Origin of the sequence: Streptomyces taklimakanensis (genome assembly GCF_009709575.1) — a bacterium.
GTDB lineage: Bacteria > Actinomycetota > Actinomycetes > Streptomycetales > Streptomycetaceae > Streptomyces > Streptomyces taklimakanensis.
Window position 1 is genome coordinate 1,331,334 of the sequence record NZ_WIXO01000001.1, and the last position, 14,760, is coordinate 1,346,093.

Annotated in this window: 15 protein-coding genes; 7 read left to right on the plus strand and 8 right to left on the minus strand. The window is 74.1% G+C overall.

Going from position 1 to position 14,760, the window contains the following annotated elements; all coding sequences use genetic code 11:
• Positions 1-2: 2 nt before the first annotated feature.
• Positions 3-920, plus strand: a complete 918-nt coding sequence (locus tag F0L17_RS05890) for a deoxyribonuclease IV (protein WP_162465861.1) — start codon at positions 3-5, stop codon at positions 918-920.
• Positions 921-1,008: 88 nt separating this feature from the next.
• Here F0L17_RS05890 and F0L17_RS05895 read toward each other — a convergent pair whose 3' ends face one another.
• Positions 1,009-1,632: a sulfite oxidase-like oxidoreductase gene (locus tag F0L17_RS05895; RefSeq protein WP_155070241.1), complete on the minus strand. Its 624-nt coding sequence runs from the start codon at positions 1,630-1,632 to the stop codon at positions 1,009-1,011.
• 156 nt (positions 1,633-1,788) lie between these two features.
• Between F0L17_RS05895 and bfr the strand changes: the two genes are divergently transcribed.
• A complete protein-coding gene (gene bfr, locus F0L17_RS05900) occupies positions 1,789-2,301 on the plus strand; it encodes a bacterioferritin (protein ID WP_155070242.1) in 513 nt (170 codons plus the stop codon).
• Between the two features lie 37 nt (positions 2,302-2,338).
• Here the strand turns inward: bfr and F0L17_RS05905 are convergent, their stop codons facing one another.
• Positions 2,339-2,719, minus strand: coding sequence for a (2Fe-2S)-binding protein (locus tag F0L17_RS05905; protein WP_155070243.1), 381 nt, complete (start codon positions 2,717-2,719; stop codon positions 2,339-2,341).
• 181 nt (positions 2,720-2,900) lie between these two features.
• Positions 2,901-4,250 (minus strand): class II 3-deoxy-7-phosphoheptulonate synthase, encoded by a 1,350-nt coding sequence (locus tag F0L17_RS05910; RefSeq protein ID WP_162465862.1) that lies wholly within the window; start codon positions 4,248-4,250, stop codon positions 2,901-2,903.
• A gap of 369 nt (positions 4,251-4,619) precedes the next feature.
• On the opposite strand from F0L17_RS05910, the gene F0L17_RS05915 reads away from it, so the two are divergent.
• The gene (locus tag F0L17_RS05915) at positions 4,620-6,500 is read left to right on the plus strand and encodes an anthranilate synthase family protein (RefSeq protein ID WP_155073219.1); all 1,881 of its coding nucleotides are present in this window, start codon (positions 4,620-4,622) and stop codon (positions 6,498-6,500) included.
• A 67-nt stretch (positions 6,501-6,567) separates the two neighbouring features.
• Here F0L17_RS05915 and F0L17_RS05920 read toward each other — a convergent pair whose 3' ends face one another.
• The 4 genes from F0L17_RS05920 to F0L17_RS05935 all read right to left on the minus strand — a co-directional run bounded on the left by F0L17_RS05920 (position 6,568) and on the right by F0L17_RS05935 (position 10,549).
• Positions 6,568-7,605 carry an ATP-dependent 6-phosphofructokinase gene (locus tag F0L17_RS05920; protein WP_155070244.1) on the minus strand — a complete coding sequence of 346 codons (1,038 nt, stop codon included), beginning with the start codon at positions 7,603-7,605 and terminating at the stop codon, positions 6,568-6,570.
• Between the two features lie 174 nt (positions 7,606-7,779).
• Positions 7,780-8,475, minus strand: coding sequence for a response regulator (locus F0L17_RS05925; protein ID WP_155070245.1), 696 nt, complete (start codon positions 8,473-8,475; stop codon positions 7,780-7,782).
• Positions 8,465-9,709, minus strand: a complete 1,245-nt coding sequence (gene macS, locus F0L17_RS05930) for a MacS family sensor histidine kinase (protein WP_238419258.1) — start codon at positions 9,707-9,709, stop codon at positions 8,465-8,467. The genes F0L17_RS05925 and macS overlap by 11 nt, the downstream gene beginning before the upstream one ends.
• A gap of 27 nt (positions 9,710-9,736) precedes the next feature.
• The gene (locus F0L17_RS05935; RefSeq protein ID WP_238419259.1) at positions 9,737-10,549 is read right to left on the minus strand and encodes a lysophospholipid acyltransferase family protein; all 813 of its coding nucleotides are present in this window, start codon (positions 10,547-10,549) and stop codon (positions 9,737-9,739) included.
• A gap of 264 nt (positions 10,550-10,813) precedes the next feature.
• On the opposite strand from F0L17_RS05935, the gene F0L17_RS05940 reads away from it, so the two are divergent.
• From F0L17_RS05940 to F0L17_RS05955, 4 genes are all read left to right on the plus strand, one after another.
• Complete coding sequence (locus F0L17_RS05940) at positions 10,814-11,584, plus strand: alpha/beta fold hydrolase (protein WP_162465863.1); 771 nt, start codon at positions 10,814-10,816, stop codon at positions 11,582-11,584.
• The gene (locus F0L17_RS05945; protein ID WP_162465864.1) at positions 11,571-12,218 is read left to right on the plus strand and encodes a hypothetical protein; all 648 of its coding nucleotides are present in this window, start codon (positions 11,571-11,573) and stop codon (positions 12,216-12,218) included. The genes F0L17_RS05940 and F0L17_RS05945 overlap by 14 nt, the downstream gene beginning before the upstream one ends.
• Before the next feature lie 120 nt (positions 12,219-12,338).
• Positions 12,339-12,947 carry an RNA polymerase sigma factor gene (locus F0L17_RS05950; RefSeq protein ID WP_155070247.1) on the plus strand — a complete coding sequence of 203 codons (609 nt, stop codon included), beginning with the start codon at positions 12,339-12,341 and terminating at the stop codon, positions 12,945-12,947.
• Positions 12,940-13,896: a CU044_5270 family protein gene (locus tag F0L17_RS05955; RefSeq protein WP_155070248.1), complete on the plus strand. Its 957-nt coding sequence runs from the start codon at positions 12,940-12,942 to the stop codon at positions 13,894-13,896. The genes F0L17_RS05950 and F0L17_RS05955 overlap by 8 nt, the downstream gene beginning before the upstream one ends.
• On the opposite strand, the gene F0L17_RS05960 is transcribed toward F0L17_RS05955, so the two are convergent.
• Positions 13,880-14,662 carry an endonuclease/exonuclease/phosphatase family protein gene (locus F0L17_RS05960; RefSeq protein WP_155073223.1) on the minus strand — a complete coding sequence of 261 codons (783 nt, stop codon included), beginning with the start codon at positions 14,660-14,662 and terminating at the stop codon, positions 13,880-13,882. The genes F0L17_RS05955 and F0L17_RS05960 overlap by 17 nt on opposite strands.
• Positions 14,663-14,760 lie beyond the last annotated feature (98 nt).

Here is a 14,760-nt window from a genome sequence, read left to right on the forward strand (position 1 = left end):
GTGTGAGCACCGCACCTTCCTCCTCCCCCGACGTCTCCCCCCTCGCCCCGGCGGGCCGGTCCCGCAACCCGATCGGCAGTCATGTCGCCGTGTCCGGCGGGCTCGCCACCAAGGGGCTGGCCTACGCGCGCGAGATCGGCGCCGAGACCGTGCAGGTCTTCGTCGCCAACCCGCGCGGCTGGGCCACCCCGACCGGCGACCCGCGACAGGACGAGGCGTTCCGCGCGGCCTGCGCCGAGGAGGGCGTACCGGCCTACGTCCACGCCCCGTACCTGATCAACTTCGGCTCCCACAACCGGAACACGGCCGAGGCGTCGGCCGCCTCGCTGCGCCACTCGCTCCACCGGGCCCGCCGGATCGGCGCCCTGGGCGTGGTGGTGCACACCGGTTCGGCCACCGGTGGACGCGACCGCGCGGCGGCCCTGGCCCAGGTGCGGGAGCTGGTGATGCCGCTGCTGGACGAGCCGGCCCCGGGCGGCGACTCGGCGGACCCGTGGCTGCTGCTGGAGCCGACGGCCGGCCAGGGCTCCTCGCTGTGCGCGCGGGCCGAGGACCTCGGACCGTACTTCGACGCCCTGGACCACCACCCCCGTCTGGGAGTCTGTCTGGACACCTGCCACGCCTTCGCCGCCGGACACGACACGGCGGTCGAGGGCGGCATGAAGGCCCTGCTGGACGAGGTGACGGCGGTGGTGGGGGCAGGACGGCTGCGGCTGGTCCACGCCAACGACTCCATGGACGTCGTGGGCGCCCACCGGGACCGCCACGCCAACATCGGCGCGGGTCACATCGGCGCGGAGCCGTTCCGCGAACTGCTGCGCCACCCGGCGACCGAGGGCGTTCCGCTGATCATCGAGACCCCGGGCGGCAAGGAGCGGCACGCGGCGGACGTGGCGCTCCTGAAGCGTCTCAGGGGCTAGAGCGGACGGGCCCGCCACCGGGCGGGCGCGGGAGGAGTCGGGCCGGCCCGCAGCTCACCCACGACTCACCCGCGACTCACCCCGAGACTCACAGCCTCGGACCGTCGCCCGGCTCCTCCTGGTACGAGTAGCGCTGCTCGCGCCAGGGGTCGCCGATGTTGTGGTAGCCCCGCTCCTCCCAGAAGCCCCGGCGGTCGGCCGTCATGTACTCCACGCCCCGCACCCACTTGGGACCCTTCCAGGCGTACAGGTGGGGCACCACCAGTCGCACCGGGAAGCCGTGCTCGGCGGTCAGGGGCTCGCCCGCGCGGTGCGTGGCGAAGAGGGTGTGCTCGGCCGTGAAGTCCGACAGCCGCAGATTGGCGCTGTAGCCGTACTCGGCCCACACCATCACGTGGGTGACCTGCCGCGCGGGCGGCACCTTCGCCAGGATCGTGCGGGCGGGCACCCCGCCCCACTCGACGCCCACCATGCTGAAGCGGGAGACGCAGTGCAGGTCGCCGACCACGGTCTCGTGCGGCAGCGTCGAGAACTCCTCGTGGTTCCAGCCGAAGGTGCCGCCGTCGGCGGTGGCCCCGAAGACGCGGAACTCCCAGCGCTCGGGTCGGAACCTGGGCACCGGCCCGTAGTGCGTCACCGGCCAGCCGCGCTGGAGCCGCTGCCCCGGCGGGAGACGTGGGTGCTCCTCCTCGCGGCTTTCCGGCTGAACCATGACTCCATGGTGACAGACCCCCGAGGATGCCGCCGACCACCACCCCATCACACCGAAAGCCAACACAACGGACAATCACTCTCTTACTGGAACAATGACGGCGGCGGTGCGAGGATGCGCGCATCCGACCAGTCCCACCGGAAGGAACCAGGCGGCATGCAGGGCGACCCCGAGATCATCGAGTTCCTCAACGAACAGCTCACGGCCGAGCTGACGGCGATCAACCAGTACTTCCTGCACGCCAAGCTGCAGGAGCACAACGGGTGGACGAAGCTCGCGAAGTACACCCGGGACGAGTCCTTCGACGAGATGCGACACGCCGAACGACTGACCGACCGCATCATCTTCCTGGAGGCGCTGCCCAACTACCAGCGGCTCTTCCACGTCCGGGTCGGCCAGACCCTCACCGAGATGTTCCGGGCGGACCGCCAGGTCGAGGCCGAGGCGATCGACCGACTGCGGCGCGGCGTCGAGGTGATGCGCGCCAAGGGGGACATCACCTCGGCCAACATCTTCGAGGGCATCCTCGCCGACGAGGAGGAGCACATCGACTACCTCGACACCCAGCTCCGACTGATCGAGGAGCTGGGCGAGCCGCTGTACATCGCCCAGCAGATCGAGCAGCCGGACGGCCGGGGGTACGGGCACGGCTACGAGAACAAGGGGTGACGCGCCACCGCGGGAGACCGGGGCGCGTCGGGCGGCGTCAGGCGGCGGCGCTCCGTACGGAGCGGGACGACGACGCGGCGGGGGCAGCGGACGCGGCGGGCACGGAGGCCGGAAGCGCGGGAGGGGCGGGGACACCGGGGACACCGGGCACGGCCGGAGCCGGGGCGCCGGACGCCTCCGCCGGCGCGTCGGACGTCCGGCCGGTGGGGAGGGAGCGGACCGTCGGGTCGCGGCGCGGGCAGCCACCGCGCCCCAGCAGCCCCTGGATGCGGCGGACGCAGGAGCCGCAGTCGGTGCCCGCCCGGCTCGCGGAGGCTATCTCGCGCGGGGTGCACGCCCCGGCCGCCGCGTGCTCGCGGATCTGCTCCTCCGTGACGCCGAAGCACGAGCAGACGTACACGCGGTTCACCTCCGCCATGGCGGTCGGACAGGGTCGGACACCCACCCTCGGGCAGGTCAGGTAAACCTTACCTTAGTTGCATCGAGCCGCTTCCCACAGGTCGACGGGGCGCGGATCGATGTGATCCGCGCCCCATCACTCGGCGTGCCGCGTACGGTTCACCGGGCCTTCCGGCCCGGCCGTCGCCCGTCCGCTCGGCTCACTGGTCCCGGTACATCTCCGCGACCAGGAAGGCCAGGTCCAGCGACTGGCTGCGGTTCAGCCGCGGGTCGCAGGCCGTCTCGTAGCGCTGGTGCAGGTCGTCGACGAAGATCTCGTCGCCGCCGCCCACGCACTCGGTGACGTCGTCGCCGGTCAGCTCCACGTGGATGCCGCCCGGGTGGGTGCCCAGGCTCTTGTGGACCTCGAAGAAGCCCTTGACCTCGTCCAGCACGTCGTCGAAGCGCCGCGTCTTGTGCCCGCTGGCCGCCTCGAAGGTGTTGCCGTGCATCGGATCGCACACCCAGGCGACCTGGGCGCCGGAGGCCGTGACCTTCTCCACCAGGGTGGGGAGTCGGTCGCGGATCTTGTCGGCGCCCATCCGGGTGATGAACGTCAGCCGACCGGGTTCGCGCTCCGGGTCCAGCCGCTCGATCAGCGTCAGGGCGTCCTCGGGCGTGGTGGTCGGGCCCAGCTTGACCCCGATCGGGTTGCGGATGCGGGAGGCGAACTCGATGTGCGCGCCGTCCAACTGCCTGGTCCGCTCGCCGATCCACACCATGTGGCCGGAGACGTCGTACAGGTTGCCCGTGCGGGAGTCCACCCGGGTCAGCGCCGACTCGTAGTCGAGGATCAGTGCCTCGTGGGAGGCGTAGAACTCGACGGTCTTGAACTCCTCCGGGTCCACCCCGCAGGCGTTCATGAAGTTCAGCGCCCGGTCGATCTCCCGGGCCAGGGCCTCGTAGCGCTGCCCCGAGGGCGAGTTCTTCACGAAGTCCTGGTTCCAGGCGTGCACCTGACGCAGGTCGGCGTAGCCGCCGGTGGTGAAGGCGCGCACCAGGTTCAGCGTCGCGGACGAGGCGTGGTACATCCGCTTGAGTCGCTGCGGGTCCGGGGTGCGGGCCTCGGGGGTGAACTCGAAGCCGTTGACGGAGTCGCCCCGGTAGGAGGGCAGCGTGACCCCGTCGCGGGTCTCGGTCGGCTTCGAGCGCGGCTTGCTGTACTGCCCGGCGATCCGGCCCACCTTCACCACCGGGACGGACCCGGCGTAGGTGAGCACGGCCCCCATCTGGAGCAGCGTCTTGAGCTTGTTCCTGATCTGCTCGGCGGAGACGGCGTCGAATGCCTCGGCGCAGTCGCCGCCCTGGAGCAGGAACGCCTCGCCCCTGGCCACGGAGGCCATCCGCTCGCGCAACTGGTCGCACTCACCGGCGAAGACCAGCGGCGGATAGGACTCGAGCTCGGCGATCACATCGCGCAGAGCCTCGGAGTCCGGCCAGTCGGGCTGCTGCGCCGCGGGTAGGTCTCGCCAGGTGTTGACACCGGCGTCGGGATTGGCGTTCACGGTCACACCACCAGACTACGGGCCGGCCCCGGACCCTCCGTTCCCCTGACCGAAGGATGAGACACGGCCCGCCCCCGGGGCGGAACGTCGGGTAGGGTCCGGAGCATGTTCGCGCAGACGAGCCCGGCGGCCCACCCGGCCGCCGCCCGGTGGTGGTCCGCCCCTTCGGCGGCCCACCGACGCGCGCACTGACGACCATCGACGCGAAGGCCGCCCCAGGGGCGGCCTTCGTCGTGTCGGACGGCATCCGGCGCACCCGGCCGTCCCTTCCGGGCAGGAAGGAACGGACCCACCGTGGAGATCCCCCACACCACCGAACGACCCGAAGCCGCCGGAACCGACGCCCCCGCGGGACATCCCGCCGACGCGGAGGCCCTGGTCGCACGGCTGCTGGCCGACGACACCCCCTTCGCGCTGCTGCGGCGGAGCACCCCGGGCCGGGACGAGCACACCGTCGAGGTGCTGCTCGGCCCGGTCACCGAGGTGGAGCGCCTGGCCGACATCCCCGTCGGGCAGGCGCCCACCCTGGCCCTGGTGCCGTTCCGACAGATCCGCGAGCGCGGCTTCGAGGCGACCGACGACGGCACCCCGCTGGCCGTCCTCGTCCCCACCGAGACCCGCGAGCTCCCCCTGGACGCGCTGACGGCCGCGCTGCCCCGGCACGCGGTCCGGGTCGTCGACGGCGGCTTCGACGTGTCCGACGAGGAGTACGAGGAGATCGTGCGCCGGGTCGTCGAGGACGAGATCGGCACCGGCCAGGGCGCCAACTTCGTCGTCCGCCGCACCTACCGGGGCATGATCGAGGGCTACGGCCGGGCCGACGCGCTGGCCCTGTTCCGACGGCTGCTGGCCGGGGAGCGCGGGGCGTACTGGACGTTCGTGGTGCACACCGGCGACCGGACGCTGGTGGGGGCCGGCCCCGAGGTCCACGTCCGGATGAGCGGCGGGACCGTGGTGATGAACCCGATCAGCGGCACCTACCGCTATCCCGCCTCCGGCCCGACGGTGGAGGACCTGCTGGCCTTCCTCGGCGACCGCAAGGAGATCGACGAACTGTCGATGGTCGTCGACGAGGAGCTGAAGATGATGTGCGCCGTCGGCGACATGGGCGGGGTGGTGGTCGGTCCGCGCCTGAGGGAGATGGCGCACCTGGCGCACACCGAGTACGAGCTGCGCGGACGCAGCACGCTCGACGTCCGCGACGTGCTGCGCGAGACGATGTTCGCCGCGACCGTCACCGGCAGCCCGGTGGAGAACGCCTGCCGGGTGATCCGGCGCCACGAGACGGGCGGGCGCGGTTACTACGCGGGCGCGCTGGCGCTGATCGGCCGCGACGGCGGCGGCGCCCCGACGCTGGACTCGCCCATCCTGATCCGGACCGCCGACATCGACGCGGCGACCGGGCGGCTGCGGGTGCCGGTGGGCGCCACGCTGGTGCGCGCCTCCGACCCGGCCGCCGAGGTCGCCGAGACCCACGCCAAGGCGGCCGGCGTGCTGACCGCGCTGGGCGTGCGTCCCGCTCCGGCGCGGCCGACCGGGAACGACACGGAACCGGCCGGACGACGGGGACTGGCCGACGACCCGCGGGTGCGGGCCGCCCTGGACGCGCGGCGCGCGGGCCTGGCCCCGTTCTGGCTGCGGATGCGGACCCCCTCCACCGGCACGGTCCGCGGTGAGGTGCTGGTGGTGGACGGCGAGGACACCTTCACCTCGATGCTGGCCCACCTGCTGCGCTCCACCGGGGCGGCGGTGACGGTGCGGCGGTACGACGAGCCGGGACTGCGCGAGGCGGCCCTCGCCCACCCCGGTCCCGTCGTCCTCGGCCCCGGCCCCGGCGACCCCCGCGACGCGGCCGACCCGAAGATGCGGCTGCTGCGCTCGCTCGCCGCCGCGTTGCTGCGCGGACACCGTGACGGACTGCTGGGGGTCTGTCTGGGGCACGAGCTGATCGCCGCCGAGCTGGGCCTGCCCCTCGTCCGCAAGGACGAGCCCCACCAGGGCGCGCAGGAGCGGATCGACCTGTTCGGCACCGAGCGGACCGTCGGCTTCTACAACTCCTACACCGCCCGCTGTGACGAGGCGACCGCCCGCGCGCTGGCCGCGCGCGGGGTGGAGCTGAGCCGTGACCCGGCCGACGGGGACGTCCACGCGCTGCGCGGCCCCCACTTCGCCGGTGTGCAGTTCCACCCGGAGTCGGTGCTGACGCTGGAGGGTTCGGCGATCACGGCCGAACTGCTGGCCGCCGTCCTGGTCTGAGTCGCCCGCCCGGGCCGCGCCCCACCCGTCCGCCGGGGCGCGGCGCGGCCCGAGCGGGGGGCGCCCGTCACCCGAAGAAGACGCTCGCCTCCTCGTACTGCGCGGGGTCGACCGTCTTGAGCGTGGAGGTCGCGTCGGCCAGTCGCACCCGGGCGATCCGGTTGCCCTGCAGCGCCGTCATCGTCCCCCAGTCGCCGTCGTGCACCGCGTCGATCGCGTGCAGTCCGAAGCGGGTGCCCAGCCAGCGGTCGAACGGGCTGGGCGACCCGCCGCGCTGGACGTAGCCGAGCACGGTGGTGCGGGCCTCCTTGCCGGTGCGCCGCTCGATCTCCCTCCCCAGCCACTCGCCCACCCCGGAGAGCCGGGCGCGGGGGTCGGCGCCGGGCGGCGGCGTGACGTCGTGGCGCAGGGTGATCTCGCCGCTCTCGGGCAGGGCGCTGTCGGAGATGACGACGATCGGGGCGTAGGTGGCGCGGAAGCGGGACTCGACCCACTCGCACACCTTCTCCACGCTGAAGGGCCTCTCCGGGATGAGGATGCAGTTGGCGCCGCCGGCCATTCCGGCGTGCAGCGCGATCCACCCGGCGCTGCGCCCCATCACCTCCACCACCAGCACCCTCTTGTGGGACTCGGCGGTGGTGTGCAGCCGGTCGATGGTCGCGGTGGCGACGCCGACGGCCGTGTCGAAGCCGACGGTGCGGTCGGTGAGGGGGATGTCGTTGTCGATGGTCTTGGGGACGCCCACGAGGGGGACGCCGTGGTCGTCGGCGAGTCGCGCCGCGACGCCGAGCGTCGCCGTTCCGCCGACCACGATCAGGGCGTCCAGCCGGTGGCGGGCGAGGGTTCCGCGCACCCGGTCGAGGCCGTCGTCGAGGAGGAGGGGGTTGGTGCGCGTGGACCCCAGGATGGTGCCGCCGCGCGGCAGGGTGCCGCGCACCGCCGTGATGTCGAGCGGCACGGTCTCGTCCCGCAGCACGCCGCGCCAGCCGTCGCGGAAACCGACGAACTCGTCGTCGTACACCTGCGCGCCCTTGCGGACGACCGCGCGCAGCACCGCGTTGAGCCCGGGGCAGTCGCTGCCACCGGTGAGCACTCCGACCCGCATGGATTCCCCTCTCCGCCCGTGTGTCCGGGCTCCGGTCCTCTCCCGTCGGCGTCCGTCCCGGTCCCGCCAACGGCCGGGTGCCCGGGTGGGGCGGTGGAACACGCGTCGGCGCACGACGGGTGGGCAGGGGCGGGCGTGGCGGGTGGGAAGGCGGGGGGTTCGCGCCCCGTGCGCTCAGGCGTCGTCCAGACCGCGCTCTATCGCGTAGCGCACCAGCTCCACGCGGTTGTGGAGCTGGAGCTTGCCGAGGGTGTTCTGCACGTGGTTCTGGACGGTGCGGTGCGAGATGACCAACCGCTCGGCGATCTGCTTGTAGGACAACCCCTTGGCGACCAGCCGCAACACCTCGGTCTCCCGCTCGGTCAGCCGGGGCGCGGCGGGCCTGTCGGGTTCGCGCCGCTCGGGGCCGCCGGCCAGCCGCCGGTACTCGCCGAGCACCAGGCCGGCCAGTCCCGGGGTGAACACCGGGTCCCCGTCGGCGGTGCGGCGCACCGCCTCCAGCAGTTCCCCGGTGCTCGCCGACTTCACCAGGTAGCCCGTCGCCCCGGACTTCACCGCCTCCAGCACGTCCGCGTGCTCGCCGCTGGCGGAGAGCACCAGCACCCGCGGGCCCGTGCCGTCCGGGCCGACCAGTTGCCGGCACACCTCGACTCCCGGCAGCCCCGGCAGATTGAGGTCGAGCACCAGCACGTCCGGCTCGGTGGCCCGTGCCCGGCGCACGGCCTGCGGGCCGTCCCCGGCGGTGGCCACCACCGTGAAGCCCGCCTCGGTCAGGTCACGGGCGACCGCGTCCCGCCACATCGGGTGGTCGTCGACGACCATGACCCGCACGGTCGCCCGCCCGTCGCGCACACCGCTCTCACCGGTCATCCTTGGGCACCCTCATCTCGACTTCCGTTCCCTGCCCCGGCACCGACAGCAACTCCGCGCTGCCGCCCAGGTCCCGCAGCCGTCCGCGGATGGACAGCGCCACCCCCATCCGGCCCTCGGCCTCCGCCGCCTCCAGCCGTCCGGGCGGGATGCCGGGGCCGTCGTCCCGGACCGTCACCACCACGGCGTCCGGTTCGTCCTCCAGCAGGACCCACACCTGTGCCTCCTCGCCCCCGGGGCCGCGCGCGTGCCGCCGCGCGTTGTCCAGGGCGGCGCCGACGGCCGCCGCCAGTTCCCGGGCCGCCGGGGCGGGGAGGGTCACCGGGGCACCGGGTTCGGCGAAGGAGACCCGGGGGCCGGAGTACGCGGACAGCAGCGCGCGCACGTCGCAGGCCTCCGCGGCGGCGCTCCCCCTCCCGGCGCTCCCGTCCCCGGACCGGTCCGTGCCGGGGGGCGGGCCGGTCGGGACCGCGGCCGCCGGGACGGCGGTGGCGGGGGCGCGGGGGCCGTCGGCCTCCGGCACCACGCCGCTGGAGACCAGCGTGCGCAACGCCGCCTCCTGCTCGCCCGCCATCCGGCCCAGCTCCGCCGCCTCGCCGCCGATGGCGGCTCCCCGGCGCTGCACCATGGCCAGCACCTGCAGCACGCTGTCGTGGATGTCCCGGGCCAGGCGCTCCCGCTCGCGGGTGGCGGCCTCGATCCGCAGGGCGCGGGCGAGGGTGCGCTCGCTGGCCCGCGCCACCTCCACGACGTAGCCGATGGCGATGCTGGCTATGCACACCAGCAGCACGTCGTGCAGGCTGTCCCGTTCGAGGCCGCCGACCTCGATCACGTTGGCGACGCCGACCAGCGTCGAGGCGCCGGCCGCCCAGCGCCACCCCTTCTTGATCGCGAAGCCGAGGACCGCGCCCGCCGTCCAGATGGTCGGCAGGGTGGGACCGCCCGCCGCGATGCGCGCCTGGGTGTCCACCAGGGGGGTGATCAGGATGCCGGTGACGGCGACGGACAGGTCGACCGCCAGGAAGGGCAGGGTGCAGCGCTCGGCGGAGGAGACCCGGCGGACGGTCGCGAGGGTCCACAGGGCCAGGACGGCCAGGTAGCTCCCGGCTCCCAGCGGGTGGGCGTACTCGTCGTACGCGACGGCGTACAACGCCAACGCGTACCCCATGGTGAGCACCCGGTACGCCGTCAGCGCGCTCCACAGCGGCTGTTCGACCGACATCCTCGCGGCCATGCGCCTCCCCCGATCCCGCCGCGGCCGCTACGCCGCTTCGTCCGCCCCGCCGTCCCCGCCACCGGACGTGCCACCGGACGCGCCGCCCTCCCCGGCGTCCCCCTCCTCGGCCTTCGTCGCGGCCTTCCGCGCCTTCTGGGCCTGGGCCCGCTCCGCCTTCTCCGCCTTCTCCCGCTCCGCGATCATCCGCTTGGCCGCCGTCGCGTACATGTCGACGTATTCCTGGCCGGAGAGCTTCATGATCTCGTACATGACCTCGTCGGTGATCGACCGCAGGACGAAGCGGTCCCCGTCCATGCCCTGGTAGCGGCTGAAGTCCAACGGCCTGCCGATCCGGATGCCGGGCCGCATCAGTTTCGGTACGACCTTCCCCGGCGGCTGGATCTTCTCGGTGTCGATCATCGCCACGGGGACGACCGGCGCCCCGGTGGCCAGCGCCACCCGGGCCAGGCCCCCCGGCTTGCCGCGGTAGAGCCGGCCGTCCGGGGAGCGGGTGCCCTCGGGGTAGATGCCGAACAGCTCACCGCGCTCCAGCACCCGGATGCCGCTCCTGATCGCCGCCTCGCCCGCGCCGCGCGCTCCCGAGCGGTCCACCGGGAGCTGACCGACGCCCTTGAAGAACGCGGCCGTCAGCCTGCCCTTGAGGCCCGGGGTGGTGAAGTACTCGGCCTTGGCGATGAAGGTGACCTTGCGGTCGAGGACGGCCGGGAGGAAGAAGGAGTCGGAGAACGACAGGTGGTTGCTCGCCAGGATGGCCGGGCCCTCGGCCGGTATGTTCTCCAGACCCTCCACCCAGGGACGGAACGCGAGCTTGAGCCCGTTTCCGAGGGAGAGTTTCATGACGCCGTACAACAACCGAGGAACCTCCTGTATCCGACGGGGAGACCTTATCTCGCCCCCGCCGGGGGCCCTCCGCCGTTCCGGTCCCCGCGCGGGTCGTCCGGCCTACCCCGTCACGCGGCGTGCGCGTAGGGTGTCAACACTCCCGCCCGTCGCCCCGCGCGCCCGGCCCCGCCCCCGGCGGGACGCGGAGCGACGGGGCACCCGCCGGGCAGTCCAAGCAGTCCGAGCAGTCCGAGTAGCCCCACCGAACGGAGACCAACGGTGCCCCTGCTCCCCGGTGCCGAACCGATGCGCCGCGACGGCGGCGAGGTCGGCGTCCTGCTGTGCCACGGTTTCACCGGCTGTCCCCAGTCGATGCGGCCCTGGGCCGAGTACCTGGCCGAGCGCGGTCTGACCGTCTCCCTGCCGTTGCTGCCGGGCCACGGCACCCGCTGGCAGGACCTGGCCGTCACCGGCTGGGAGGACTGGTACGCCGCCGTGGACGTGGAGCTGCGCCGCCTGCGCGAGCGCTGCGAGCAGGTCTTCGTCTGCGGCCTGTCGATGGGCGGGACGCTCGCGCTGCGGCTGGCGGCCCGACACGGCGAGGCGGTCTCGGGCGTCGTGGTGGTCAATCCGGCCGCGACCCTCCCCCGGCTCCAGGGCCACGCGCTGCCCGTCCTGCGCCACCTGGTGTCCTCGATCCCGGGCATCGTCGGCGACATCGCCAAGGAGGGCGTCACGGAGGTGGGCTACGACCGGGTGCCGCTGCACGCCGCCCACTCGATGCTGAACCTGCTGCGGGTGACCCGCGCCGAACTGCCCCGGGTCACCCGGCCGCTGATGGTCCTGCACAGCAGGGTGGACCATGTGGTGTCGCCGTCGGACTCGGCACTGGTACTGAGCCGGGTCTCCTCGCGCGACGTCACCGAGACGGTGCTGGAGCGCAGCCTGCACGTGGCCACACTGGACCACGACGCGGAGCGGATCTTCGCGGACTCGTACGGATTCATCACCCGCCTCACAGCGAGGAAGACGGCACGTGACGGAGCGTGATCACAACCGCGGCGAGGGCCCCGAGCCCCTGGACGAGGAGGCCGCCTGGGCGCAGATCGTGGCCGCCTACGGCGAGGAACCCGCGGACCCCCCGGACCCCTTCGACCGCACCCCCGGCCGGGACACGGACGGGACCGGGGGCGACGACACCGACCGGAACCGGGACGGGGACCGGGCCGGTGACGGGGACGATGACGGAGACGACGCCGGAGACGACGCCGGAGACAGGGACGGGGACGGAAGCGGGGACGGGCCGTCGACGGAGGTGCGCGGGACCGCCGGCGAGGCGCCGGTGCGCGGCTTCACCGTCTTCCCGGCCGGCTCCGGGCCGCGCGACTGGAGCCCGGCCGAGCCGTCCGGCGGCGATCTCGGCGAGGAGGACGAGGGCCACTTCGTGCCGCCGGAGCCCCCGCCGCTCCCCCGGGGGGACACCGTCGGCAGGTTCGCCTGGCTGGCCGTCCTGGGCGGACCGCTGCTGCTGATGCTCACCGTCCTGTTCCGGCAGGACGTGACGTGGTGGATCGCCACCCTGGGCATCGGCGGTTTCCTGGGCGGCTTCGCCACCCTGGTGACGCGGTTGCGCGACGACGACGAGGACGGCTTCGACGACCCGGGGCGCGGCGCGGTCGTCTGACCCCGGCGGCCCCGGTTCCCGGTCCCGCGGACGGGGACCGGGAACCGAATCGGCGCGAGCGGCGAAGTATCCGTGAGAGCCCATGTCTTCGGACTGTCTTCACGGACGAGAGGAGCCCCGTTGACCGCCGAACCGGGTGGAGGGGTGGCGCGGGACAGCGACGCCCGGGTGATCGAGCGGTCCCGGGACGAGCCCGAGGTCTTCGCCGAACTGTTCGACCGGCACGCCGACGCGGTGCACCGCTACGTCGCGCGCCGGCTCGGGGCGCAGGCCGCGGAGGACCTGATGGCCGACACCTTCACCATCGCCTTCCAGCAGCGCCACCGCTACGACACCGGGCGGGCCGACGCCCGGCCGTGGCTGTTCGGCATCGCGACCAACCTCATCGGCCGCCGGCGGCGGGCCGAGGCCCGGCGCTTCAGAGCGCTCTCCCGGCTCCCCGCGCCGGCCGACCACGAGGAGGGCGTGGCCGAACGGGCCACGGCACGGGCGGGCGCCCGGCAGGTCGGCCGCGAACTGGCCGCCGCGCTGGCCGCGCTCCCGGCCCGCAACCGGGACGTCCTGCTGCTGGTGGCCTGGGCCGACCTCGGCTACGAGGAGACGGCACGGGCCCTGGGCGTCCCCGTCGGAACCGTCAGGTCACGGCTGAGCAGGGCTCGCGGCACACTGCGCGAAGCACTGGGCGGATCCGATCCGACCGCTCTTCGAGAGGTGCCCGACCATGCGTGAGATCGAACTGCTCGGGGATTGGGAGCCGGAGGAGGCTCCGCTCACCGACGAGGCCCGCGCCCGGGTCCGGGCGCGGCTCCTCACCGCGGCACGCTCCGGCCCGTACCACGCGCCGGAACCGACCGGGCGTCGCCGCCGTCCCGTGCCGGTCGTCGCCCTCGGCGGCGCGCTGGCCGCCGCCGTCGCCGCCGGCGTCCTGGCCGCGGCGGACCTCGGCGGGGACCCGGGCGGTCTGCTCGTCTCCCCGCCCGCCTCCTCCTCGTTCGCCCCGCCGCCCGCCCCGCCCTCGTACGGCCCCGGCCCCGCGGAGATCCTCAGGAGGGCGGCCGCGTACGAGCGGGAGCACTCCGAGACCGTCGTGCCGCGCGACGGCCGGTTCGTCTACGTCAGGGAGACCGTCGAGGAACGGATCGCGGCGACCGGCGAGACCCGGACCCGCACCGACGAGTCCTGGATGCCGGTGGGGGACTCCCGGCCCTCGGCGGGGGCCGGGGCGGTGTGGCCGCCGCGCACCTGGCGGGAGCTGGAGGCGCTGCCGACCGACCCGGACGAGCTCCTGCGCCTCCTGCGCGACGAGATCCGCCTGGATCCCGACACCGGCCGCCCGGCCACCGCCGACGACCGGCCGGACGCGGGGGACTTTCTGGTGGAACTGCTGCGCGACACACCGGTGATGCCCGAGGGGCTGCGGGCGGCGGCCTACGAGGCCCTCGCCCGGATCCCGGGGATCACGGCCGGCGTGGGCCGGGAGCACGTCGAGGGCGTCGAGGTCTCCTACGCGAACCCGTGGGCCGAGGGCGCCGCGGCCGAGACCGTGTTCGTCTTCGACGCGGAGACCCACGTCCTCCTCGACGTGCGCGACGAGCGCGTCGTGGACGGCCAAAGGGTCCGCATCAGCTCCCGTCTGGAGGAGTACGCGGTGGTGGACGGGGCTAGCCGGCGCCCTTGAGACCGGCGGCGGGGATGCGCAGGGCGGCCAGGACGGGCAGGTGGTCCGTGGCCGCCCGCAGGTCCGCCTCGGTGACGCCCGGCAGGCCGGCGGGCACTCCGCACCCCAGCACCTCCACCGCCCCACCGGCCAGCACGGCGTCGATGCGTTTGCGGGGCCCGCGGGCCGGAGAGGTGTTCTCGCCGCCCCAGGGGCTGGTGGCCCAGCCGTCCCGGAGCTCGGCGGCGAGCCGGCGGAAGGCCCGGCCGTCGGGCTCGTCGTTGAGGTCCCCGGCCACCACCGCCGCGCCCTCGCCCATCTCCGCCAGCCGCTTCAGGACCGCCCCCGCCTGCTCGTGGCGTTCCCACTCGGCCAGGCTGAGGTGGCAGCAGATCACCGCCAGCCGGGCGGACGGGCCGAAGCGGAGCACGGCCGTCGCCAGCCCGCGGCGGTGCAGCCCGGGGGTGCGCGGCAGCAGGATGTCCTCGGTGCGCTCCACGCCGGCGCGCAGCGAGGTCAGGATCATCGGTCCGGTGGCCGTCGCCCCGCCCGTGACGTGGACCAGGCCCGCCGCCCGGGCGAACCGGGCGGCGTGCTTGCGCCACCGGAAGAAGCGCGGCGCCTCCTGGACGCAGACGACGTCGGGGGCGCAGGCCCGGACGACCCGGACCAGCGCCCCCACGTCGTCGCGCAGGGAACGGACGTTGTAGCTGAGCACCCGGACCACGGCCGAGCCGTCGGGCTCGGTGCGGGAGGCGGGCAGATCGTCGAGCTTCTCGGTCGTCATGGGGCGGTCGTCCTCCGTCGTGCCGGTGGTGTGCCGGTGATCGGTGGTGTGCCGGGCGGTGTTCCCGCTCTTCCCCGTGGAGGCCGTGCTCATCCGCG